At 54.4% G+C, this 24,146-nt stretch carries 23 protein-coding genes; 8 read left to right on the top strand and 15 right to left on the bottom strand.

Going from position 1 to position 24,146, the window contains the following annotated elements:
* Positions 1-24 precede the first annotated feature (24 nt).
* The 6 genes from D1823_RS08965 to D1823_RS08945 form a co-directional block, all read right to left on the bottom strand.
* Positions 25-249 carry a DUF1127 domain-containing protein gene (locus D1823_RS08965; RefSeq protein ID WP_117869592.1) on the bottom strand — a complete coding sequence of 75 codons (225 nt, stop codon included), beginning with the start codon at positions 247-249 and terminating at the stop codon, positions 25-27.
* Positions 250-370: 121 nt separating this feature from the next.
* Complete coding sequence (ureC, locus tag D1823_RS08960) at positions 371-2,131, bottom strand: urease subunit alpha (RefSeq protein ID WP_117869591.1); 1,761 nt, start codon at positions 2,129-2,131, stop codon at positions 371-373.
* Positions 2,106-2,438, bottom strand: a complete 333-nt coding sequence (locus D1823_RS08955; RefSeq protein WP_117869590.1) for an urease subunit beta — start codon at positions 2,436-2,438, stop codon at positions 2,106-2,108. The genes ureC and D1823_RS08955 overlap by 26 nt, the downstream gene beginning before the upstream one ends.
* Positions 2,435-2,596 (bottom strand): hypothetical protein, encoded by a 162-nt coding sequence (locus D1823_RS21890; RefSeq protein ID WP_158506935.1) that lies wholly within the window; start codon positions 2,594-2,596, stop codon positions 2,435-2,437. Before D1823_RS21890 ends, D1823_RS08955 begins: the two co-directional genes overlap by 4 nt.
* Positions 2,597-2,614: 18 nt before the next feature.
* On the bottom strand, positions 2,615-2,917 hold the full coding sequence (locus D1823_RS08950) for an urease subunit gamma (protein WP_117869589.1): 303 nt from the start codon (positions 2,915-2,917) through the stop codon (positions 2,615-2,617).
* Between the two features lies 1 nt (position 2,918).
* The gene (locus tag D1823_RS08945) at positions 2,919-3,656 is read right to left on the bottom strand and encodes an urease accessory protein UreD (RefSeq protein WP_256369673.1); all 738 of its coding nucleotides are present in this window, start codon (positions 3,654-3,656) and stop codon (positions 2,919-2,921) included.
* A 473-nt stretch (positions 3,657-4,129) separates the two neighbouring features.
* Between D1823_RS08945 and urtA the strand changes: the two genes are divergently transcribed.
* The 6 genes from urtA to D1823_RS08915 all read left to right on the top strand — a co-directional run bounded on the left by urtA (position 4,130) and on the right by D1823_RS08915 (position 12,453).
* Positions 4,130-5,410, top strand: a complete 1,281-nt coding sequence (gene urtA, locus D1823_RS08940) for an urea ABC transporter substrate-binding protein (RefSeq protein ID WP_117869587.1) — start codon at positions 4,130-4,132, stop codon at positions 5,408-5,410.
* A 59-nt stretch (positions 5,411-5,469) separates the two neighbouring features.
* The gene (gene urtB, locus D1823_RS08935; RefSeq protein ID WP_117869586.1) at positions 5,470-7,422 is read left to right on the top strand and encodes an urea ABC transporter permease subunit UrtB; all 1,953 of its coding nucleotides are present in this window, start codon (positions 5,470-5,472) and stop codon (positions 7,420-7,422) included.
* Between the two features lie 3 nt (positions 7,423-7,425).
* Entirely contained in the window at positions 7,426-8,655 is a 1,230-nt protein-coding gene (gene urtC / locus D1823_RS08930) for an urea ABC transporter permease subunit UrtC (protein WP_117869585.1), read from the top strand.
* Complete coding sequence (gene urtD, locus D1823_RS08925; RefSeq protein WP_117869584.1) at positions 8,652-9,392, top strand: urea ABC transporter ATP-binding protein UrtD; 741 nt, start codon at positions 8,652-8,654, stop codon at positions 9,390-9,392. The genes urtC and urtD overlap by 4 nt, the downstream gene beginning before the upstream one ends.
* A 3-nt stretch (positions 9,393-9,395) precedes the next feature.
* Complete coding sequence (gene urtE, locus D1823_RS08920) at positions 9,396-10,091, top strand: urea ABC transporter ATP-binding subunit UrtE (RefSeq protein ID WP_117869583.1); 696 nt, start codon at positions 9,396-9,398, stop codon at positions 10,089-10,091.
* Between the two features lie 730 nt (positions 10,092-10,821).
* Positions 10,822-12,453, top strand: coding sequence for a bifunctional aspartate transaminase/aspartate 4-decarboxylase (locus tag D1823_RS08915; protein ID WP_117869582.1), 1,632 nt, complete (start codon positions 10,822-10,824; stop codon positions 12,451-12,453).
* A gap of 107 nt (positions 12,454-12,560) precedes the next feature.
* Here the strand turns inward: D1823_RS08915 and aspT are convergent, their stop codons facing one another.
* The 4 genes from aspT to D1823_RS08895 form a co-directional block, all read right to left on the bottom strand.
* Entirely contained in the window at positions 12,561-14,261 is a 1,701-nt protein-coding gene (gene aspT / locus D1823_RS08910; RefSeq protein ID WP_117869581.1) for an aspartate-alanine antiporter, read from the bottom strand.
* 856 nt (positions 14,262-15,117) lie between these two features.
* Positions 15,118-16,221, bottom strand: a complete 1,104-nt coding sequence (locus tag D1823_RS08905; RefSeq protein WP_058276868.1) for a linear amide C-N hydrolase — start codon at positions 16,219-16,221, stop codon at positions 15,118-15,120.
* 315 nt (positions 16,222-16,536) lie between these two features.
* Positions 16,537-16,899, bottom strand: coding sequence for an alpha/beta fold hydrolase (locus tag D1823_RS08900; RefSeq protein ID WP_117869580.1), 363 nt, complete (start codon positions 16,897-16,899; stop codon positions 16,537-16,539).
* A 9-nt stretch (positions 16,900-16,908) separates the two neighbouring features.
* Entirely contained in the window at positions 16,909-17,739 is an 831-nt protein-coding gene (locus D1823_RS08895) for a winged helix-turn-helix domain-containing protein (protein ID WP_117869579.1), read from the bottom strand.
* A gap of 135 nt (positions 17,740-17,874) precedes the next feature.
* Between D1823_RS08895 and D1823_RS08890 the strand changes: the two genes are divergently transcribed.
* On the top strand, positions 17,875-18,219 hold the full coding sequence (locus D1823_RS08890; RefSeq protein ID WP_205511949.1) for a nuclear transport factor 2 family protein: 345 nt from the start codon (positions 17,875-17,877) through the stop codon (positions 18,217-18,219).
* Positions 18,220-18,507: 288 nt separating this feature from the next.
* Here the strand turns inward: D1823_RS08890 and D1823_RS08885 are convergent, their stop codons facing one another.
* From D1823_RS08885 to D1823_RS08865, 5 genes are all read right to left on the bottom strand, one after another.
* Positions 18,508-18,855 (bottom strand): hypothetical protein, encoded by a 348-nt coding sequence (locus D1823_RS08885; RefSeq protein ID WP_117869578.1) that lies wholly within the window; start codon positions 18,853-18,855, stop codon positions 18,508-18,510.
* A gap of 18 nt (positions 18,856-18,873) precedes the next feature.
* The gene (locus tag D1823_RS08880) at positions 18,874-19,287 is read right to left on the bottom strand and encodes a hypothetical protein (protein ID WP_117869577.1); all 414 of its coding nucleotides are present in this window, start codon (positions 19,285-19,287) and stop codon (positions 18,874-18,876) included.
* Positions 19,263-19,652 carry an Arm DNA-binding domain-containing protein gene (locus tag D1823_RS08875; RefSeq protein ID WP_117869576.1) on the bottom strand — a complete coding sequence of 130 codons (390 nt, stop codon included), beginning with the start codon at positions 19,650-19,652 and terminating at the stop codon, positions 19,263-19,265. Before D1823_RS08875 ends, D1823_RS08880 begins: the two co-directional genes overlap by 25 nt.
* A 269-nt stretch (positions 19,653-19,921) precedes the next feature.
* Positions 19,922-20,419 (bottom strand): hypothetical protein, encoded by a 498-nt coding sequence (locus tag D1823_RS08870; RefSeq protein ID WP_117869575.1) that lies wholly within the window; start codon positions 20,417-20,419, stop codon positions 19,922-19,924.
* The gene (locus tag D1823_RS08865) at positions 20,412-21,002 is read right to left on the bottom strand and encodes a response regulator transcription factor (RefSeq protein ID WP_162896799.1); all 591 of its coding nucleotides are present in this window, start codon (positions 21,000-21,002) and stop codon (positions 20,412-20,414) included. Before D1823_RS08865 ends, D1823_RS08870 begins: the two co-directional genes overlap by 8 nt.
* Positions 21,003-21,765: 763 nt before the next feature.
* Here D1823_RS08865 and D1823_RS08860 point away from each other — a divergent pair.
* Positions 21,766-24,048, top strand: a complete 2,283-nt coding sequence (locus D1823_RS08860) for a hypothetical protein (RefSeq protein WP_117869573.1) — start codon at positions 21,766-21,768, stop codon at positions 24,046-24,048.
* The last annotated feature ends 98 nt before the right edge of the window (positions 24,049-24,146 follow it).

Here is a 24,146-nt window from a genome sequence, read left to right as displayed (position 1 = left end):
TCGCCTCCTCTGGAGCAGAAATAGTCAGAGCCAGATTGAATCCGCAAACACCCGGTGCACGATCCGTTCGCGTGATAGGCCGCGTTTTTTCAACTCTTCGTCGCTGAGCGATTGCAGGAATTCGACTTGCCGAACGCGCGATTGAGCTTCGGCCACACTGATCAGAGCCCCGTAGACTGATGCTGTGATGGACGCGATCAGACCGGGCAGCGAAAAGCGTGCGTGAGATTGTGTTGCTGAGTGTGCCATTTGGACCCTCGTAAACGTTGGTCCTCCCTTGGGCATTAATATCTGTCATATCGGCCTCACATTGAAGTGGGTGTTTGGTCATTTCTGCGTTGCGCGCTGTGCAATGCAGCATAATTTTTAGTCAGAACATAAAGTATCGCTGTGCCATGGGCAGTACTTCGGCGGGTTGGCAGGTCAGCAATTCGCCATCTGCCCGGACTTCGTAGGTTTCTGGATCAACTTCGACATGAGGTGTCGCGTTGTTGAGCAGAAGATCCTGTTTGCCAATCTCTCGCGTGTTTTGGACAGCCACGGTCTGCTTTGCCAATCCTAGTGTATCACCGATCCCGTCCGCCAGCGCGGCTTGCGACACAAAGGTGATTGCTGAGTTTTCAACGGATCGACCATAGGCACCGAACATTGGCCGACTATAAACCGGCTGCGGGGTGGGTATCGAAGCATTGGGATCACCCATCTGTGCACAAACGATGGTGCCGCCTAGCAAAACCATCTCAGGCTTCACTCCAAAAAAGGCAGGGTCCCATAGGACCAGGTCGGCGCGTTTTCCTTCCTCGATACTGCCAATCTCGTGGCTGAGGCCATGGGCAACCGCAGGGTTAATCGTGTACTTGGCGATGTAACGGCGAACGCGCAGGTTGTCGTTGTCACCGGATTCCTCCGGCAGGCGGCCTCGCTGTTTCTTCATTTTATCAGCCGTTTGCCAGGTGCGAATTAGAACTTCGCCAACGCGCCCCATCGCCTGACTGTCAGAAGCGATGATGCTGAAGGCACCCATGTCGTGCAGGATATCTTCAGCCGCGATGGTTTCACGCCGAATGCGGCTTTCAGCAAAAGCCACATCCTCGGGGATGGATTTGTCGAGGTGATGGCAGACCATCAGCATGTCGAGATGTTCCTCTACCGTGTTCACCGTAAAGGGCCGCGTCGGGTTGGTAGAGGAGGGTAGGACATGGTCCTCACCGCAGATTTTGATGATGTCGGGGGCGTGGCCGCCGCCCGCGCCTTCGGTATGGAAAGCGTGGATAGTACGGCCCTTTATCGCGGCAACTGTATTTTCAACAAACCCGGATTCGTTGAGCGTGTCGGTGTGGATCATCACCTGAACGTCCATCGCATCAGCGACCGCAAGGCAGCAGTCGATGGCCGCCGGAGTCGTGCCCCAGTCCTCGTGCAGTTTCAGGGCACAAGCTCCGGCTTTTACCTGTTCCTCTAGAGCAGCGGGAAGCGAAGCATTTCCCTTGCCCGCGAAAGCAAGATTCATGGGAAAAGCATCTGCCGCCTGCAACATCCGGCCGATATGCCATGGGCCCGGGGTGCATGTGGTCGCCAGAGTGCCATGTGCCGGGCCAGTGCCGCCACCAAGCATGGTCGTCAGGCCAGAATGCAGCGCGTCCTCTATCTGTTGAGGGCAGATGAAGTGAATATGGCTGTCGAACCCGCCAGCCGTCAGGATGCGACCCTCGCCAGCGATGGCCTCGGTGCCGGGGCCGATGATGATGTCTACGCCGGGCTGTGTATCCGGATTTCCGGCTTTGCCAATCTTGGCGATGCGCCCGTCCTTTAGGCCGACATCCGCCTTGTAGATACCCGAGTGATCCACGATCAGAGCATTGGTGATCACCGTGTCCACGGCGCCTTCGGCACGCGTGGCCTGAGACTGCCCCATCCCATCTCGAATGACTTTACCACCACCGAACTTGACCTCTTCCCCATAGACATCTTCGCGGTGACCGGTCTCGCTGAAACGCGCAGTCGTTGCGCGCTCCACGATAAGGTCTTTTTCTACTTCGATGATCAGATCGGTATCTGCCAATCGTACTTTGTCGCCGACCGTGGGGCCGAACATGGAGGCATAGTCACTCCGGCTGATCTTGCCCGGCATCTTTCAAAGCCCCCATGATGTGCATATTGAAACCGTAGATGTGCCGGCGCCCCTCAAATGGCACCAGCATAACTTCGCGAGTTTGGCCTGGCTCAAATCGCACCGCAGTGCCCGCCGGGATGTCCAGCCGCATACCCAAAGCTGCATACCTATCAAAATCCAGAGCCGGGTTTGCTTCGGAAAAATGGTAGTGGCTGCCGACCTGTATTGGTCGGTCGCCGGTATTGGCGACAATAACAAGACGGCTGCTGCGCCCTGCGTTCAGCGTCAGTGAGCCTTCGGCCGGAATGATCTCACCCGGGATCATTTCGGCAGCTTCAAAATCACGGTAATGGCGATGACCGCGATCAAAGCCAACCCAACTGCGAGCGCGGCGTAATCACTGCCATGGGCGTGAACTTGGGTATCCGAATGGGCCATGGCCGGACCAGCCAGAATGAGAGCGGGAAACAGCATACGGTTCATGGGTGACTCCTTTGGAAATTAGCGAATGGGGTTGTGGACAGTCACAAGTTTTGTGCCATCCGGGAAAGTGGCTTCAACCTGCACCTCGTGGATCATCTCGGGCACGCCTTCCATGCATTGGCCCCGGGAGATCACTTCAGCCCCGGCTTGCATCATGTCGGCGACCGAACGGCCAACGCGCGCGCCTTCGACCACGGCGTCGGTTATCAACGCAATGGCCTCGGGGTGGTTCAGCTTGACGCCGCGGGCCAGTCGTTTTCGAGCGACCTCGGCTGCCATGGCGACCAGCAATTTGTCTTTTTCACGAGGGGTCAGGTTCATGTCAGAGCATCCAGCATCGGGGCAATGTGTCTTTGTTCAGACGGTGTAGAACTGGTATCAGCGTTCGACGCAGTGCAAAGCTGTTGTCTGCCAGAATGCGAATGACCAATAGGTCTTTCCGGATCACGGTTGCCCCTGCGGTGTCCGGTAGCATTGCCCGCACAGGTTTCAGATGACCTTCGGCAGAACTCGACGCTAAGACGATTAGCGCCATCGCCCCTGCGCCGTTTGTAATATGCGGCTTGGATACGTGCGTATGCCAATCACCAGAGAACCTAATCGCATCGAGAAACACTGGCGTGTCCTCGCGCCGAATCTCGATTCTATCGCGCAAGCGGATGCCGGTCAGCGTCTCGCCCATGGCAGCGCGCCCAAAGACCAGCGGCTCGACCATCAGCATTTCAGCATCAAGCCCCATGTCGATCCTAAGGCGTCGGTCCAAAGCGCTGCCGTTGTACAGAATGGTTTCTTGCGGCAACCAGTTCAGCCGGGCACCAGATTCAACCGTCAAATGATTTGTAATCTGGCCCCATTCTTGGGGCTGGGCTTTGTAGGCGCGCTCGCAGGCTTGTGTCGTCAAGGTCAGCGCCGTGCTTTTTGCTGCCTTGCAAGAAAATCGGAATGAATCGCCTCCGGTCACACCGCCCGCCGTGTTCAGAAGAACCGCATCAAGATCAGGTGTGATCGTTCTTGGGAATAGGCATTTAAAGGACCCAGACTGGCGAAATCTGTCCAGCACAGTCCTGTTGCCCAATTGTTTGGTACTTAAGCTGACGGTGCCTGCAGCACGTGGCGGTACCGTGCTATGCGTGGGCAATATGGCTGCAACTTGTGTAATAGGGCACCTTTAGCGCGTCGTTTGGTGCCACCTGTTTCTCTGTTGAAGTGTCGGAACACTAATCCGCAGTGTCGGAATCAGCTTATTTTCACATCGTGTGTCTAAATTTTAGACAGCAACCTTCGACTTAGATGAAAAAATATGCGCTTCTCGCCGATTTCCCAAATTGGGCTAAAGGTAAGTTGCCAACCTTGCTGCAATGCAGAAACCGTATGGGTGCCACCGCGGAAATGACCCGGGGGTGTGTGACGGCTGCGCGAATTGGACCTCGAACACAGCCGCCACACGGAACGCAACAACAGTTGCGGGGATCAGGTAGAAGAAGAGTGTGCCTTTGCGCAAGCCCTCTCTCCCGGCCCCGCCAGGAGGATTACATGAAATCGCTCAAATCCACGCTCGCCGGATCGGTTGTCTTTGCTGCCATAGCCACCGCTGCGTTGTCGGACGAAGACACGATCAAGGTCGGAGTGCTGCATTCGCTGTCGGGCACGATGGCAATCTCAGAGACTACTCTGAAAGACACCATGCTGATGCTGATCGACCAGCAAAACGCCAAAGGTGGTCTTTTAGGCAAGCAGCTTGAGGCCGTTGTTGTGGATCCCGCATCGGATTGGCCGCTGTTCGCGGAAAAAGCGCGTGAGCTGCTGACCGTCCACGAGGTGGATGTAATATTTGGCAACTGGACTTCGGTCAGCCGCAAATCAGTACTGCCTGTGATCGAAGAGCTGAATGGTTTGCTGTTCTATCCGGTTCAGTATGAGGGCGAAGAAAGCTCAAAAAATGTCTTTTATACCGGTGCGGCCCCGAACCAGCAGGCTATCCCTGCGACCGATTATTTCCTGGAGGAACTGGGGGTCGAGAAATTCGCTCTGCTCGGCACGGACTACGTCTATCCCAGGACCACCAACAATATTTTGGAAAGCTACCTTAAGCAAAAGGGTATTGCGGACGCGGATATCTTCGTCAACTACACCCCCTTTGGCCATTCTGACTGGTCCAAGATCGTATCTGACGTCGTTGCACTGGGCGAAGATGGCAAAAAGGTTGGTGTGATCTCGACCATCAACGGAGACGCCAACATTGGTTTCTATAAAGAACTGGCTGCTGCCGGTGTTTCGGCAGATGACATTCCGGTCGTGGCCTTTTCGGTTGGTGAGGAAGAACTGTCCGGTCTCGATACCACCAACCTCGTCGGCCATTTGGCGGCTTGGAATTATTTCCAGTCGGCGGATACTGATGTGAATGCCGAATTTGTCGAAACCTGGAAAGCCACCATGGGTGACGAACGGGTGACCAACGATCCTATGGAGGCGCATTACATAGGCTTCAACATGTGGGTGAATGCCGCGACCGAAGCCGGCTCGACCGAAGTAGACGCTGTGCGCGCCGCCATGTACGGGCAGGAATTCCCGAACCTGACCGGCGGTACTGCTGTGATGTTGCCGAACCACCATCTGGCTAAGCCGGTTCTGATTGGTGAGATTCAGGAAGACGGCCAGTTCGATATCATCAGCGAAACCGACGTTGTGCCGGGCGATGCATGGACCGACTTTCTGCCTGAATCGTCAGTGCTGAAATCGGATTGGAAAGATCTCGGCTGCGGTATGTACAACACCGAGACCGAGAGCTGCGTTCAGACTTTGTCGAACTACTAAATCGTATGCAAGGCGGGTGCGATCGCCCGCCTTGCCCAAAGACACGCGGGTTTCAACACATGTTAAGACTATTCCTTGCGGGCCTGGCAATTCTCTTCGCCTGCCTGAACGCCAACGCGCAAGAGGGTGGCCTGCAGCCGATCTTGCAGGATCATCAGGAGATCATTGTCAAAAGTTCGCGCAAGACGATCAAACCGGCGATTGATGCGCTTGCCGCCAGTGGGCTGCCGCAAGCGCAGGTGATGCTTGAGACATGGGCCGCCAAAGACATGTGGATGCGCAAGTCTGATGGTCTGTTCTTTGCCGGAAGAAAGGTCGAAGGGCGTTTGTACGACCTGATCGATTTCGACACGGGCGAAGTGGTCGGTACCTTTGAGAAATCCGACCTGAAGCAATTGAAACCCAACAGCGGTATCCGCGCTATGATCGGGACAGCACTGGTGCAGTTCCAGTTGACCGACCCGGACCGAAAGAAGCGCCTGGCCGCACTAAAATCCATTCAACGTGATCCCGAAGGCGCGCTGCTCGAACCTCTTCGTGCCTCGATCGAGGACGAGCCAGATGTGGATTTGAAGGCCCAGAAGCAACGGCTCGAACGGCTGCTGACTATTGGATACGACGAAGACATTGCGGCCCGCGTGGCTGCAATTGAAGAAATGTCGAACGATCTGGGTGTCGACGTCCGCGCGGCGTTGAACCCGTTACTCGTGACCTCACGAAAGACCGCTGCGGACCTGCCATCGGATGTTAACGTCGCCATCGTTCTGGAACCCGGATCAGACGCTTTGTCGCGGGATGACGCATACCACCTGTTGGTCGCGAGTGACTTGGCTGCGCCCCCTGTGTTGCCTGACGACCTCCGCCTGGCTTTGGCTGCGAACATTGATGGTGGCCGCGTAGGGGGCATCCCGGTCGCGCAACTGAACGGGAATACTGCGCGCGCGCAAGCCTACAGCACTCTGGCCGAAGCCGGACTTGTTCCTGAGTTGGTAACTGAGGCCGATATCGACACGGCGCTGGGCGCGCATGTGTTTTTTGAGACTTATGCCGAACCTTCCACCGAAGTAACCGCCGCTGCCGAAAAAGCGTTAGAGAAGATCGAACTGAAAGTTGGCCTAAACCAGACGCTCGACCTGACGTTGGACGCAGTCTCTCTGGCCTCGATCTATTTCCTTGCCGCAATTGGGTTGGCCATCACTTTCGGAGTGATGGGTGTAATCAACATGGCCCATGGCGAATTCATCATGATGGGTGCCTATACGGGCTATGTCGTTCAGCAGTACGTCCCCGACCATACGGTATCGATCATCGTTGCCATCCCAATGGCCTTTGCCGTCACGTTTGCCATGGGCGTCGCTATGGAGCGCCTGGTGATCCGTTGGCTTTATGCCCGCCCGTTGGAAACACTGCTGGCGACCTTTGGTATCTCGATTGCCTTGCAGCAACTAGCAAAGAACATCTTTGGTACACAGGCTCGACCTCTGACAGCTCCGGGTTGGCTGGACGGAGCCTGGGTGATGAACGATGTGGTCTCGATCAGCTATATCCGCATTGCGATCTTCGTACTGGCGCTGATCTTTCTGGGGCTGTTCCTTTATATCATGAAACGGACAAGGCTGGGGCTTGAGATGCGTGCGGTCACACAGAACCCGCGCATGGCCGGATCAATGGGGATCAACCCGGGGCGGGTGAATATGCTGACCTTCGGTCTCGGCTCCGGCATTGCTGGCATCGCGGGTGTCGCCATTGGCCTTTTTGCCAAGGTCACATCGGATCTGGGCAACGACTACATCGTGCAAAGTTTCATGACCGTAGTTGTCGGTGGTGTCGGCAACATCTGGGGCGCTCTGGCAGGCGCGGGGATGATCGGGTTCCTGCAGAAAGGGATCGAGTGGATGAACCCGTCGAACACGCTCGCGGCGCAAACCTACATGATCATCTTCATCATCATTTTCATCCAATTTCGACCACGAGGCATTATTGCCCTCAAAGGTCGCGCGGCGGGGGATTGAACCATGGAACGTAGTTTTGTTGCTAAGAACCCATCTGTACTGGTCTTTCTGGCCATCCTGTCGCTGTTCACGCTGGGTGTAACTGTCCTGTCCGAAGGGTTCGGGATCGGTGTGATCTCAACCAGTTTCGTCAAAACGCTGGGCAAGACCCTGTGCCTGTGTCTGATCGCGGTCGCGATGGATCTGGTTTGGGGTTTCACCGGCATTCTATCACTAGGCCATTTCGCTTTCTTCGGGCTCGGTGGCTATATGATCGGCATGTGGCTGATGTACGAACGCACCCGGCTGATCGTGGTCGAGTCATTGTCACAAGCCGACATCCCGCCAACGCCTACCGAAGTTGTGGACGCCATCGGCACTCAGATTTTCGGCGTAGTCGGATCATCCGAATTCCCGCTGATCTGGGCGTTTTCGCACAGCTTGACGCTGCAGTTGATACTGGTCGTTGTGGTGCCTGGCCTGCTGGCACTGATCTTTGGCTGGCTGGCCTTCCGCAGTCGAGTGACCGGCGTCTATCTGTCGATCCTGACGCAAGCAATGACACTGGCTCTGGCTTTGTATCTGTTTCAGAACGACAGCGGTTTGCGCGGCAACAATGGCTTGTCAGGCTTGCAGAACCTGCCCGGTGTCACTGTCTCTCAGGACGTCGTTTCGCTCTGGTTCCTATGGGCTTCGGCTTTGGCGTTGGGGCTGGGTTACATGCTGGCGGCATGGATCGTGTCGGGCAAGTTCGGCTCAGTCCTGCGCGGAATTCGCGACAACGAGGCGCGGGTTCGGTTCCTCGGCTATTCGGTCGAAGCCTACAAGTTGGCTGTCTTCACCCTGACGGCTTGCATCGCCGCAATCGCGGGTGCGCTGTATTATCCGCAGGCTGGCATCGTCAACCCCGAGGAGATGGCCCCCATCGCCTCAATATATCTGGCCGTCTGGGTCGCCATCGGCGGGCGGGGCCGGCTGTATGGTGCGGTCATCGGCGCGGCTTTTGTCAGCCTGCTGAGCACGTGGTTCACGGGCGGGCAGGCCCCGGATATCCTGCTTGGCTTTTACACGATCAAATGGGTCGACTGGTGGCAAGTGCTGCTGGGTGTGTCCTTTGTGCTGGTCACGCTGTTTGCTCCGCAAGGTATCGGAGGTTTGTTCGACTTGTATACCAACCAGCGTCATCCTGATCGGCATGGTGCTAATCTGGGGCCGGATGAAGGCGCTTTGCGTGAGAAAGAGGCCAGCCAATGAGCACCTTGTTAGAAGTAAGTGGCGTATCGGTTACCTTCGACGGGTTCCGCGCTATCAACAACTTGTCCTTCCAGATTGGTGAAGCGGAGCTACGTTCCGTGATTGGCCCGAATGGGGCTGGCAAGACTACGTTTATGGACATCATCACCGGCAAGACCCGGCCAGATGAGGGGCGGATCATATGGGGTGAAAAGTCCGTATCTTTGTTGGATATGACCGAGGCAAAAATCGCGCAGGCGGGAATCGGGCGGAAGTTTCAGAAGCCCACGGTTTTCGAGGATCAGTCCGTGCGCGATAATCTACTTATGGCGCTCAAGAAAAATCGTGGCTGGGTTGGTGTGCTGCTTTACCGTCCGTCCAAAAGTGATTTGCAGAAGGTCGAGGACCTAGCCACCGAAATTGGGCTTTATCTGGAACTGAGCCGGAAGTCAGGTGAACTGAGCCACGGGCAGAAGCAATGGTTGGAAATTGGTATGCTGCTTGCGCAGGACCCACGTCTGCTGTTGGTTGACGAACCCGCCGCAGGCATGACCCCGCAAGAGCGCGAACATACCACAGACTTGCTGGTTCAAGCTGCAAGGACCCGCGCGGTTGTGGTCGTTGAACATGACATGGAATTTGTCAGGCGCCTGAACTGCAAAGTAACGGTTTTGCATGAAGGATCCGTATTAGCCGAGGGCAGTCTTGATCACGTGACATCAAATCAGGACGTCATCGATGTCTATCTGGGGCGCTAGAAAATGTTGAAGCTGACCGATCTGACTTTGCACTATGGGCACTCGCAAATCCTCAATGGGATTTCCATGGAAGCTTTGCAGGGTGAAGTAACGTGCGTCATGGGGACCAACGGTGTCGGAAAAACCAGTCTGATGAAGGCAATCTCAGGGACGCATCCCCGTTCCGGTGGCGAACTGGAGCTTGACGGAAAGCAAATGGGTATCTTACCTGCTCATCAGATGGCCTGGAAAGGTGTGGCATTTGTCCCCCAAGGTCGCGAAATATTCCCATTGCTCACGGTTCGAGAAAATCTGGAAACAGGTTTCTCCTGTCTGCCTGCCAGCGAACATTTCGTCCCAGATGGTATTTTTGATATGTTCCCGGTCCTCAAAAAAATGCAGAACCGGCGCGGGGGAGACCTTTCCGGCGGGCAGCAGCAACAGTTGGCCATCGCGCGTGCACTGATCACAAAACCGCGCCTGCTGCTGCTGGATGAGCCAACCGAAGGTATTCAGCCGAACATAATCCAACAGATTGGCGAAGTGATCCGGCACCTCAGAAAGACGAGCGGAATGGCAATTGTCTTAGTCGAGCAGTATTTCGACTTCGCATATGATCTTGCCGACAGGTTTGTTGTGTTGCGACGTGGCGAAGTCATGGTCAAAGGCACACGAGATGACCTGACGCGCGATCAAGTGTTGCGGGCCGTAACAGTTTAGCAATGCTCGGTGTAGTTGGCTTTGGTATGGGTGCATCAAACCCAAATCATGTTCTGCATTAAGCCTCGGGACATGGTTTGATCCTACAAAAACGTACAATTTGAGAAGTGCTTTTTTTTGAGATACGGCCCTTCGGTACCTCTTGCCGTGATATGTGAGTACTTTCGGACAGATCGACAGGCTTAGTGTTGTATCAAGGTTCGGCTTGAGCTCGAACCTTTCCGCAACGTTGCGCTCCACGATGGTCAGTGCTGACTGCAGTGAACGGGCGGTTTGGACTTTACCGGTTTATGCCCGTGCAAACGCTCGCAAATAGATGTCCGCTGCATTGCCGAAAACACATTGCTGCGGGCGCGAACGCTTTCTGCGTCACCAGCATGCGAAATCCCAAAAGTCCGGTTTGTCCCGCAAGGCAGACATTCACTGAATTCTGCCGAACGTCTGTACCGAGCCCAAACCAACCGATGCTGTTGAAAGCACCAATGTCAGCGATGCGCAGATAGCTGACTTTGCAGATTTTCGTGAGAATTCAAATCCGAGCCCAGAGCCTCGGCGCAATTTCCATCACTCTGTCTGCCTTGAAAAATGGTTTCAGATAAGTTTTGCAAGGAATACATGGGTTCCTCGGTTTTACGCTGGTCCCGTCAATTAGTGTTGTTTTCATTGACACATTGCCTTGCATGCGATCCGCTAAACTACGTCATTTGTTTCAACGCAAGGATTTGATGTCATGCCAGAATCGCTCAACCTGCATAAATTTGAAAACCTAAGTCCTTTTCAAATCAAGGACGAACTTATCATGTTGGCGCAAAAAGAGGCGCGGCAGATGGCTCTGCCATACCTTAATGCCGGTCGAGGGAACCCTAACTGGATCGCCACCAAAGCTAGGGAGGCATTTTTCCTTTTGGGGCAGTTCGCCATGACAGAAGCGCTGCGCCATCGGAATGAGCCGAAGGTCGGTTTGGCTGGGATGCCGCAAGGGCCAGGTTGCTATGACCGGCTAAAAGCATATTGCGCCAATTCGGTTGAAGGAAACGGTCCTCCAGGTGCGGAAACTTTGGTGGCCGTAGTGGATTTTGCGCTTGAGAGATTTGGTTTTACACCGGACGATTTCGTGCTCGAGCTGACCGACGGTATTGTTGGCGACCACTACCCGATGCCCGACCGGTGCATGGAGCACAACGAGGCGATTGTCCACGAATACGTTATGTGGGCGATGTGCGCGGGGCACCGACCGGATGCGAAGTTCGAGATCTACGCTGTTGAGGGTGGAACCGCTGCGATGTGTTACATCTTCAAAGCACTCAAGAACCAGCGGTTGCTGAATGCCGGCGACACCATTGCGTTGGGTACACCGATTTTCACGCCCTATCTGGAAATGCCGGTACTTGAAGACTATGGGCTGAACACAGTGGATGTATCTTCGAAAGAAGAGGACCACTTTCAACTGAACGACGATGATTTCGAAATTTTGTCCGACCCGAAAGTCAAAGCACTATTTCTGGTCAACCCGGGCAACCCCTCTTCAGTCGCTATCAGCCCCGAGGTCACGACCCGACTTGTCGAGTTCGTAAAGAACCGCCGCCCGGACCTGATCATTCTGACTGACGATGTTTACGGGACCTTTGTTCCAAACTTTCAGTCCATCTTGGGGCACCTGCCTGAGAATACCATCGGGGTCTATTCGTACTCCAAGTATTTCGGTTGCACCGGGTGGCGTTTGGGCGCGATTTTGGTGGCCGAGAACAACATCTTCGACAAGATGATTGCGGAGGCTCCGGACGAAACCAAGGCCGTTGTCAACGCACGGTACGAAACGTTGACGCCTGATCCATCCTCGTTCAAGTTCATTGACCGGATCGTCGCCGACAGCCGCGATGTTGCGCTGAACCACACTGCAGGTCTATCGCTGCCGCAACAGGTGATGATGACCTTGTTTTCACTGGTCGAGCTTATGGACGAAGAGAAAGCCTATCAGAAATTCTGCTGGGGTATTCTGAAACATCGCTTTGACGAGTTGGTCGAAGGGATGGGCATCGAAGTTCCCGATAACCCGCTATTCGACAAATACTACGGTATCATCGACTTCGAATTCTGGCTCCGAAAATACGTGGGCGAAGAGGTGGTCGAATGGATCAAGGAGAATGTCCACCCGCTAGATATATCCTTCAAACTGGCTCAGGACCACGGGATCGTTTTGCTGAATGGATCGGGCTTTGACGCGCCCAATTGGTCGGCGCGGGTATCGTTCGCCAATTTGGATGATAGTGCTTACCGCCAGATCGGAAGAGCGGTGCGCGCAGTGGCCACCGGTTACGTGCAGGCCTACCGTGCCTCGAAAGGACTGCCTTTGCACGGTTGAAATCTAACCCTAGTAATGAGGAACGGATCAGCGTGATGATTGCCACACACGCTGATCCCACCCTTCCAAGTTAGGATCCCGGTTGTCGTGCCCATTTCCGGTTTGACTTACGGAACAAAAGCCACAACCAACGGCCCCCAGAGCGTCAGGAAGATGTTGGCCACAGCATAGGTCATGGTGAAGGCTGGTGTGGGAGTCGAGTTCCCGGCCTTTTCCAATAGTGTCGCAAAACCGGGATTGCCCGAGCGTGATCCGGTCACAACCGCACAGGCCTCAATCGGGTTTTTAATACGCAGGGCGAAATAGTTGATTGGGAACTGCACGATCATGGGCATCAATGTAACCACCACACCCAACAGCAGCAGCGTGATCCCATATTCCTGAATCGCCTCTAGTGCGGGCTTGCCTGCATTGAGGCCAACGACACCAACAAACACAGCTAATCCAAAGCTCTGAAGGAAATTAGCGGCTCCACGGTTAATACCACCGATCTTGGGTCGCCGGATGCGCATATAACCGATGATCAACCCTGTAACCAGGCATCCGAGGCCGGACCCTAAAGCCACCTTCGTTCCTGCGATGACAAAACTGATTTCTCCTATCAGATAGCCGATGGCCACGCCGATCCCCAATGCAATGAAATTGGTTACCGAGGCCGAAGGCGGAACGTAGCCCGCTACTTTCGCAACTCGATTCAGATCGTCCTTGTGTCCGACAATGCTGACCTCGTCACCTGCGTGGATCTCAGTGTTGTGCAGGACAGGGACATCATGGCCCATGCGGGTGATCTTTGAGATGTGAACACCGCGCCTCTGATCCGCTGTCAGAGCCTCGCTCAATTCTGCCAAGGTTTTGCCAGTCAGTTTGCGGTTGGTGACCACTACGTTACGGCGTTCCTCTACAACCGTCAGTTCAGGAGGATACTCTCCGATTTCACCACTGGCGCTAACCTCGAACTGGGTCAAAGTCGCTACGAGGCCAGAGACGACCACAACGTCTCCTGCATTGACCACTGTTTCAGGATTCGGATCCACAGGAGCGCCATCGTGGAGTAACCGTTCAACGATCAGATCACCATCATAGCCGCTTTCGATGTCTTTAACGGGTTTTCCGGCAATGGTTGCATCGGCATTTACCTGATAGGCTCGGGCGTCAAACCGGTTCATAGGAAGGAACTCACCTTCCTCTAGTTTGCGACCGCCGCCGCTGAGTTTCTGAGCCAGCTTAATCGCTTCTTGCCGCAGGTCGACACGCATGATGATTGGAATGACACTAACTGCCAAAATTGGGCCGATCGAGCCGAAGATATAAGTAACCGAGTATCCTACGGCGATGTTGGTTTTCAACTTTTCCGCCTCATCTGCGGCCAACCCAAGCAGATCTATGGCATTTCCAGCGGTGCCGATGATTGCAGATTGTGTCAGGCCACCAGCGGCCAATCCAGCCGCCAACCCTTTATCCAAGCCGGCCAACCGAGCAACAACAATAACAAAGAACAACCCCCAGAGGGTCATCATAAACGCGGCAAGTAACTTGGTCAGCGCAGTTCGGTTCAAAGCCGCAAAAAATTGAGGCCCGCCATTATAGCCAACCATAAAAATGAAGAGGGAAAAGAAAACATTCTGAACATCGGTGCTAAGGTTGATACCGCCGATTTGGCCAATGAAGACCGCCACCAACAACGTACCAGCGATGCCCCCCAGTTCGAACTTGCCGACCCGAAACTTCCCTACGCCGTATCCCAGACCCAGACAAAGAAACAGTGCCATGATCGGGAAGGCGCGCAGCTGTTCTGTAATCAATTCCATTGTAAAATCTCCCGGGGCCAAACGCTGGTCCTTTCTTCTCAAGATACAGCGCCTTACTGTGCTGAAAACAAGAAAATTTTGACAACCGGCGCCATGCGGAGATTTCGAAACTACTCGGAACAGACTTTTTTAGGCAGATGCGCTTGCAACCTAAAAACTACTTTTTTAGAATCTAGGTCACTCCATTCACTCTTTGTTTCTTAAGGGGGTCAGTCTTGGCTACTTCAATGGATTCTTGAGTTCCCTTCGGACATGCCGCGGATATTCACGTAGGTTGCAGCGCGTGGCGGTTGGTTTCATGACCTGACCTGCAGGAATGAAGCCATAAGATTGGAGCTTGGGCAACCGTGTACCGGACAGTGTCTTCATAGACGCAGTTAAGTCTTCAGTCTCTTTCTCAGACACTTTCGATTCCGAGAGTATTGCAGTGTTTTTGGCGTGCAGCTTTTCTTGGTTCTATTAGAAAGCCACTAACAATTTTGCGCTATAGAAAAGACGATCATCCAAGCTGACAGCTTTTTCCGCTGACCCGACAAGTGCGCCTCAAATCCAATGTCCACTTCGGGCTGAGACCGGTCCTCAGCAACCAAAGAGCCAACGGCAAACTTGTCCGCATTGCGGTCGCTCGCGATATTTGGGCGAACGTCTGCACCGAGCCCGGAGCAGTCGTTACAGCGGGCAGATATTTTGCCTAAGTCTTCGATCTCATGAGGTAGTGAGTACCGGTTGCGACCAAAATTTGACCGTCAATTACGGGGTTCGTATTTCGATGCTGTCGCATTTGCCTCAGATGCCCTTGGCGGAGCCGAGTCCACCAATCGGGCAATCAAAAAAAGAAATTTACCAGTCATCGATATTAAAACTCACCCGTTCTGTCACGGACCTTGAAACCACTTTCCATGATAAGCGTTGTAGGCTCTTTTATCGACGACACAGCTTTTTTAACGTCAATGCTCTCAACGCTTTGGGTCAAATACGTTTTATAAAAGTAACGCGCGTTGGTTGTGTCAGCTGCTGACGTCCATAGTGTGTAGTCAGTGTGTATGCCATCGCCAACTGCCTCGCGAATAGAGCCCTTTGGAATGTCAAAAACGTTCAAGATGTGGAATGCTTTAAATATTGCGTCGTCAACGTCATCAGACGGAAGAGATGTGTTCGCGAAAGCAACAGCTCGGACAAATCGAGCTGGAGATGAATGGTCACCCGGCAAGCCCAACAGGCCGCTGCCTTGTCCGAATGGCGCGATGTTTTCTGAGCCTACTGTCATCAAACCGCGATTTTCACTTTGGAGGCCAACATAATTTCTGAGATTGGTCAGGTGCCAATCGTAAGATGGGTTGTTTGTGACAGCATTAACTGTGTTGTCATAAACTGTAAGGCCGCTCTTGGTGTACTCAATAACAATTGAGGCGCCCGTTGAGTCTGTCACCGCATAGTGAAACGGCGCAAATCCGTCAATTTCGGCCACGTACGTACCCACGACGTCAATGGATGGAAGTGCCGCTTTAACTTCAGCGACTGTGGAGAACTGGCCAAGAATCCAGTTTCCCATTTCTTCGGATGAAACGGCACGGTCGCGATTTTCACCCGTCAATTCAGAGAATACCGCGTCACCGGCAAAGTAAAAAGCGCCAAAGTATAAGCCTTCTGTGTTAACGCCATCAAACACAATTGGCATGTCCAATCCGTTTGCACCTAGAAAGCCGTATTTTGCCTCGTACGCGAAGCCCGTCACATCAGGATTCAAACCGAGTGTTTCAATCGATGTCCCGGATGGAACCGCAAAAATATTTGACTGAATGTCAAAACCAAATTCCATGGTCCGCGCAGGCACTGTTGTGCCGTCTGCCGACTTAAGAACGATTCCTGTGCATGCCAAGGCGCATTGAGTCGTTATAGCCACGGCCAACAACGCCGAACTCACAAGCTTACTTAGCTTCAGAACACTAACTTGTTTCATTGGCCTACTTCCTTTTTTAACCTTGCGCTGTTTTAGTTACGGTAGCGAAACTGAATCGGATCGAAATGACAGCTGACATGCAAGATTCAAGTTCAAAGCCATCATTCGCTGCGATGATCGTGAATGACAATGTTTTGGCCATTCGGGTGGATAAACACATTAGGTGCGAACGTCGGGCAAGTCCGCATGGCAGACATTCATCGCAGATACAGCGAAGGTCCACTTTGAGCCCAAAGCAACTGATGCCGCGCGTTGGGTGAATGTCTGAAGTTGTTAAGTAGCTGTGCACAGATTGGGTAGAAGTAGCGCTGATCGCTACTGAGTATTTGGCTTTCTAAAGTGATCCATATTCCCATTTAAGAAGCTCAGCGTGGCCTCCAGAAATGCGTTCCAATCCGGGCTTTTGGGCATGGGACCGTGATTTGCCGAATCCAGAACCAGTAGTTCAGAACTTGCGATGCCTGCGGCCAATTTGCGGGCCTGGGACAGCGGGTGGATTGAATCGTTGCGGGCATGAACGATCAACGTTGGGCATTGCACCATGGGCAAGAGGTCAGCCACCGACGCATCGCTATGCGATTTCCGCATGCGCAACATGTTTTCTGCCGGACAGGACTTTTGCAGGATCTCGACGATATCCTTGGCCAGATCCAGCGGGCCTTCTGGGAAGTAAAGCAACGAATAGGCCTATAGGAAGCTGCTATCCGGCTTATCCCACCCTTCGGAGATCATGCCCAGCATTTCTGGGGTGCCAGTGGTATTCTGCCGCACATTCCGGCCTTCAACATAACCGCCATTCAAAACCATGGATTGAACCCGGTCTGGATAGTGCGCGGCCAGAAATACCGCGGAAAGGGCCGAGCCCGATTGGCTGAACAAGCTGAACCGGTCCAGCCCGATGGCATCGGCAACACTCAACAGATCATAGGCGACGGCCTCGACCCCTGCGGAGTCCATTTCAAGATCAGAATGGCCGCTGCCCATTTCGTCGAAGCGTACCAGCGTGTTATTCGCGCGGATTGCGTCGAGCAACGGGCGAAAAAACGGGGAATTCCAGTCGGCTTCGATACTGGTTCCGCCAAAAGTCGTGTAGATGATCGGAGGCCCTTCGCCTGTTACGGTATAGGCGAGAGACTTGTCTTCGCGGTTTTTCGTGAACTGGAGCCGTAGCGAAAGCTCTCTGGATTGGGCATCATCAGCGGTTTCAACAACCTCCACCTCGGCACAACATAAAAAGCCGCGCCGCGCCACGGTTCGGATTACTGCCTGAGATTGCCCGTCATCGCCGACCGCGCGTCGCGCTGCGGCAACGCAGGCGCTGATCGCAGATTCTGAGACAATACGCCCTTGCCAGATGCGTTCGATCAATGTGTCGCGGCTGATCAACTCACCTGCGTTTTTCACCAAAAGCAACAAGAGATCGAACACCTTCGGTTCAATCGAAACCGGTGCTCCTGAATGCATCAGACTGTGCTGCTCGGGGTCGAGAACAAAACTGCCAAACTTGTACTTTTGCATAGCTCGCACTGTGTCTTCTTTCGCAATTGGGTCAATCACAGGAAAATCCTAAGAGTTTCCCAAGGTCTTCCTCAAGCGCAAACGTAGTGGTTCGGTGACATTCCTGAGACAACTGAAGTCACAGAGGAAGTTAAGATGGACACCATGAAAATCGCGCAAATGGCACAGGATTACACAAATGCCTGGAACTCGAAATCCGCTGAGGCCGTTGCTTCATTTTATGCCCAGGACGGCGAGATCGTGATCAATCTGGGTGAGCCGTGGTCCGGTCGGGACCGGGTGCAGGATATGGCAGATGGCTTTTTCATAGATGTGCCAGACCTGACGCTCACCTGCGATGACGTGCGCATTTCCGGGCAGCACGCGCTCTTTCTGTGGACTTTCACGGGGCATGACGCAACCAGTGGCAATCCTCTCAAAATCCATGGTTGGGAGGAATGGGATTTGAACCATGAGATGGAAGTTCAGGCTTCACGATGATGGTTTGACGCAGATGCGTACTCACATCAAACGGGGAATGGATGACAGCCTGGCAAAAGCAGGCCTTGGCGCAGCCGCAGCGACTTGGTGCTTCGTCCGCAATTCGGTCTCAGCCCAAATTTAGCCGACCGTCCGCAATTTGGTGTGAAACTGCAGTTGAAATATGCTTGTTTCTAGGTCTAGCCCCCAGAGTGCACAAAAATTGTGTCGTAAACGAACCGAGCCGCAGCCGATCTAACCGCGAAGCTGCACGACCTTTGCCTCAGTCTGGCTCACGTAATCGGCCCACTATTGCATGAGGATGCGCCGCTTATCCAGCAGATCCGAGCGCGCATAGGCCCGCTCGACCTTGTTGCCGACTATATGGGCCAGCGCAGTTTCAGCGACTTCGAACCCTGCCGCCTCGGTATCCTGCACCCACGTCCTGAACGACGTGTGGAAGCCATTGACACGCCCGGCTTCATTCAAATGCTTCAATACCATTGACACTGCTACGTCGCTTACACCGCCCGCAGCGCGGGGGCTGGGAAAAAGGAAGTCGTTTCGGGCCGTGGATCTGCATTGCTCGACGACGTTCAGCGCTTCGTTTGAGAGCGGAATGCGGAAATCTTGCACCTTGCCCCGTTCTCCCTTCATCCGTTCTTGCGGGGCAGTCTACACGTCGCCGTCAATCTCACTGAAACGAGCCCCGCGCACCGGCATTCCCCGCGCCGCCGTCAAAATCGTGAAGCGCTGATCCAGGTAAGAGGGGTGTTCTTTGTCGAGCCTCGAATATAAATCAGGAACTTCTTGCCATGGTGTCGCGGGAAGGGGCTGTGAAACCCGATCTGCATATCCGAGCATATGACGAGCTTTGTCACAGATGAACGGTTTTGCCTCGTAGTCCATAAGCTTCGCCTGACGTAGCACCATCCGTTTTCGATAGAGGGCTTTGTCTGCGGTTTCGTGTTTGATGCGCCAGATCGGTTTCAGCGCGTCGTGAATGTCACGCGCAGCTAGGGTGCTGACACGGCGCTTGCCAATCTTGACGTTACATAGAGCTTTCAGGGGGAGAACCAGCGTCCGCACACACCATCACCGCGAAGACTTTCCTTCCGCGCCTCAAACACTACTGCCGCCACTTCCTCAAAGGTCGGGTCGTTTTGGCTGTTCTCCGCTTCAAGTCTCTGACGCTCACGCTCTGGAATCGGATCTTCGCCGCGCTCAGCATAAGCGGCCCACTTTGAACGCTCCCTGCGCGCGTCCGATAGCGACATGTCAGGATATGAACCCAACCCCATGTCCCGACGCTTGCCGTTGATTTGGAATCGGTAAAACCAGCGCCCGCCATTCTTTGACGTTTTTAGGGATAGCCCGCCGCCGTCTTGAATGACGCTGCCGGAAGGCACGTTCTTTACTTGAGTTACGGAAAGCCAGTTATCGCCTCTTGCCATATCTGCCCCACACTTGCTGTGGGTTGATTTGCAACATGGTGATACAAGTTGCTACAAGTCAAATTTGCAAAACCCAACACTAGCAACAGAGTACGTCTTTATTTGCACTATGTTGCAACAGAAACATGGTGCTCACCGCCCGCACCACACAAGAATTCCGAAATTTTGCAATGACTTACATGTGCTTGGCCGAATGCGCGGCGGCGATCTTGCGGGTGCTGCGATGACCCCACAAAACTCCGCTGTTCAATTGTGCCATAATGGTTAGCCTAAACCGGAAACCCCAATTGTCGGATCAGTTTCCAAATGTCCCTGTTTGCGGCTGACAGCTGTTCAACGACTGCTTCGATCTGGCGCAGGGCATTCTCGTCGACGGTGTCTTCACGGCCGAGTTTTATGTCGGTTTTGCGGTCAGCAATCCGCATTAGGATTGTTTTCGGGTTTCCGCTTTCAGGGTCGAAGGAATAGATGCAATGGTTGTACTTGTTGCGAATACTAGAAAGCTTGGCCAGCCGTTGTGTATGCTCAAGGATCGGATCGCGGATCAGGGCCGGACGCCCTTCCATTTTTGCAAGTCTTTCAACCAGATCGATTCGCGCCCGGGTGGTGTTCAAAGTCAGGAAAATGATGACGGCAACGTCCTTCGACGTGTCGGTCAGCCCGGCGATCAGGTGGATCAACAGGCTCTCGGTGTTGGTCCACATATAGTTCAGCCTGCCGACCAAAAGGATCAGGCGGTCGAACCGGGCTTCAAAAGGATCAGTCAAAGGCTGTCTGCTGCGCCTCATGAGGCGCAACCTCGAAATAGAAATGAGCCGCCGCCGTCCGGTTGCTGACACCGATCTTGCCGACAACATTATGCATGTGCAGCTTGACCGTGTGTTCTGTGATGCCCAGCTTGGCCGCAATCAGTTTGTTGCTTTTGCCTTGTGAGACCAGTTGCAGAACCTGCTTTTCGCGGCGTGTCAGCTTGGAGTATTGTGCATGCCGATCCACGCCGTTCGATGCAATAGTTTCCCGGCCCCGAGGTCTATCAGTCGCTTGTTGACAGGGGGAAGAGACACAGTCAGCCAGAAAACTGGGAAGATATAGTTCTTCATGCATCAGCAATCTGAGGATGGCGCGCCACGCGTCCGGTGCGACATTCATCGGCAGAAAGCCAACATCTCCAAACTGCGCACGGTTCCAGCTTTCGAACATGTGTCTGGCCGAATCCTCCTTGCGATAGGCAAAGGCAAGGCAACCGGAACCTGTACTATTGGTATATGCCCTGGGACGCGCCAGCAGGTCTTCGATCAACATCTGATCCACAACGACGATCTTGCCGCTGTCCGGAACATGTTCGCGCATGGCCTCGAGTGTTTCGAAGCGAAAAGCGCAGATCCCATATTCAGTTTGAACGCTTCTTAGAGTTTGATTTGAATAGAATAGTTCTTTTCCGAGGAAGATAATCGGAAAATCTTCTGAACAAATACCGTGACTGCCAGTTTTATTGATCAAAGACTCACTCATTACACTCCCTCACAAAGCGGGGTTAACCGGAAATTGCGTTATTGAAATCTAATTACCGGAGCAAAAGTAGTTAACAAATCAAAGAATTACGTATGTTTAATTGTAGCAGAAAGCGTGAATTTCTACAACCAGACGGTATAGTTCGTGTGTCCGGGATATAGAACTATTGGTTAGGTTTTCCTGCGCGAATTTGTGTAACTGGCGGAAACAATTACACTTATTTTTTGTTACTTTATTCATATAGAACTTTTGGGCGTGGTTTGGCCGCAGCCTCAAATTCTTACAAAATAAATATTAAAAACAACAAGTTAACCGTATCAGAACTTTCAGTTAGCTAGTCGCGAACGCATACCGCTGCAAACATGGGCGGGCTTTAATTGTCAAAGCGTCTGTCCCTGTCGTGTCCGTTCCTTGCGCATTTCAGCATTGATTGAGAACGGTCGCGTTTTCGGCTTAGCCGGGAAAGGAGGTGGCCTCAGGAAAACTAATGTTTACCGCATTCAGTGTGTTCGAACGCTGTGTGGGGAATTTTGTTTCAATCACGCCCGTTGCCGCTTTGTAGATGAATGGCGGTCAGGCGTTCCAGAAATGGGAATTAGTTATGAGACGCAATGTAAATAATACCAATGTAACGACCGTTGACGAAATTAATGTCGAAAACCTGGATGCTCCGGTGGATGTTGAAATTCAGGTTGATGAGGCCCTTGTCGAAGCCGACGTGACTGCGCAACAGCAGCAGCAGGACCAAAACGTAGAAAACGCCAACGAACAGGGTCAGGACCAGGGCCAGGATCAGGGTCAGGACCAGGGCCAAGACCAAGGTCAGGACCAGGGTCAGGATCAGGACCAAGGTCAGGATCAAGATCAGACGCTTAATGCCGGAGACAACACCAACGACAACTCCAACAACAACGAAATCAACATCGATTTCGGCGGCGGCGAGTGGATTCCGCGCGACGACGATCAGGTTGATCTGGATCTCGGCGACTCGGCGACAGTGGGTGACGTGATCACGGCTAACCGTGATCTGACCTATGATCCCGGCGATGACATGAATCTGGATGTCTCGATGGATGGCGCCGGAACAGCGATGTCATCCGTGAACAGCCAGGTCGCCAGTCTGAGTGATGATGACACGTTGGATTCACCGAGCGTATCCAACAATGCCGACTTCTACCAGAACGGCGACGCCAATGGTGGCACGGCAACTGCGGCTGAAGGCATCAGTTCGGATGCTACCGGCGGTAAATCGGGTGACGGCGGAACCAGCTATGGTGGTGCGGCCGATTCATCAACGCTGGGTAGCCACGCGTGGGCTGACGGTGGTGACACCGGCAGTGCCGATGCCGATTCCAGCGGCGGCCGGGGCGGATCGACCGGTGACGCGAGCAATGCCAGCAATGGTGTTGGTATGGCGGGCGCAGGATCCGACGGTGACAGTGCCGGTGGAGATGGTGGTGCCGCGGATGGCTCAGCGTCGTCTGACAACGATGGCAGCACAAGTGCCGATGGTACGGGAACCGGCGGAGCCGGCGGCAGTGCGGATTCGTTTGGTCTGGGTCTGGGGCTGGGTCTGTCCGGTTCGAATGCAGCCGGTAACGCAAACGGCGGCGACAGCGACTCCGACTCGACTGGAACGGGTACCGGGACGGCGGATAACGCCGCGGACGCGTCCGGAGCGGACGGTGGTAATGGTAACGCTGCAGCAGATGGTTCGGCCTCGAACACCAGCGACAGCAACACCGACGCAAATGATGCCACTGCTGGTGACAACACAGCGGATGGCACTGCTGACAGCGGCGCGGACAGCTCGGCTGACGGCTCTGGCGGAACCGGAACCGGTGGTGACGGCACTGGCGGTGACGGCACTGGCGGTGACGGAACCGGCGGCGACGGCACCGGCGGCGACGGCGAAGGTGGCTTCGGCGCGATGGTCGAAGCTGCGATCATGGCTCTGCAAGAAGAGCTAGGCATGATTGACGCTGAAGCAGGCGAAGGCGGTGACGGAACCGGCGGTGATGGAACCGGTGGCGACGGAACAGCCGGCGACGGTTCCGGCGGCGACGGCTCGGGCGGCGACGGTTCTGGTGGAACCGCTGACGCGAATTCCGATGCTCAGGGCGTTGGTGATCAGTCGGCAAGCGGGCCGGATATTGACCAGAGCCCGGGTGACGTGAACGGCGCAGCCAGCAATTCGCAAGATACCGACGGCAGCGGCGGTAACGGAGGGTCAAACGCGGCCGACGGCGCTGCGGATGCGGCCGGTACCGGAACGTCAGCTGCTGACGGCGACGGCGGCGCGGGCGGCAGTACAACGCCAACATCGACGTCTACCGGAAACGGAGCAGGGTCTGCCGATGCCGCAAATACCGCGGGCGATGGCGGAGCAGCGGACGTCTTCGGAGATGCCGATACAAACGGCGCGGCTGACAGCCTGGCCGAGGCAATTGCCGGATACGGTGGCGAAGGCAGTTCCGACAATGATGCTACATCGACCGGCTCCGGCGACGCGACCGGTTCTGCCGACTCGGGCTACGGTGGTGCCGGTGGCGCATCCGCCGCGGACGGCGGAACCAGCGGAGCTTCGATGGGCAGCGCAACGTCAGGCGATACCATGGGTGGCACGATCACCGGTGGTAACGGCGGCGGCGCCTATTCAGGCGACGGTGGTGCCGGCGGCAATGGTGGTGCCTGGGGCGCGAACAACGGCGGCGATGGTATCGTAACCGGAGAGTCCTATGCATCGGCTGCAGCAGTCGTTGATACGTCTGCGTTCAACCAGTCGATCATCATGGGCGCCAACGTTCTGGGCAACACGGTCGATACGACCATGGTGGGTGGTTCGATGACCATGTCCCACGCCAGCGACGACACAGACGTTTAAGTCAAACGGCAGGGCTCGCATTTTCGGGCCTTGCATCTTTCGAAAATGCCGGGGCCGCAAAACGCGGCCCCGGCCCAACTGAACCCAAAGCGGAAATT

It is taken from the genome of Ruegeria sp. AD91A, from assembly GCF_003443535.1.
Lineage (GTDB): Bacteria > Pseudomonadota > Alphaproteobacteria > Rhodobacterales > Rhodobacteraceae > Ruegeria.
The sequence above is the reverse complement of the archived record's forward strand: the minus strand, read 5'-3'. Positions and strand labels throughout refer to the sequence as shown.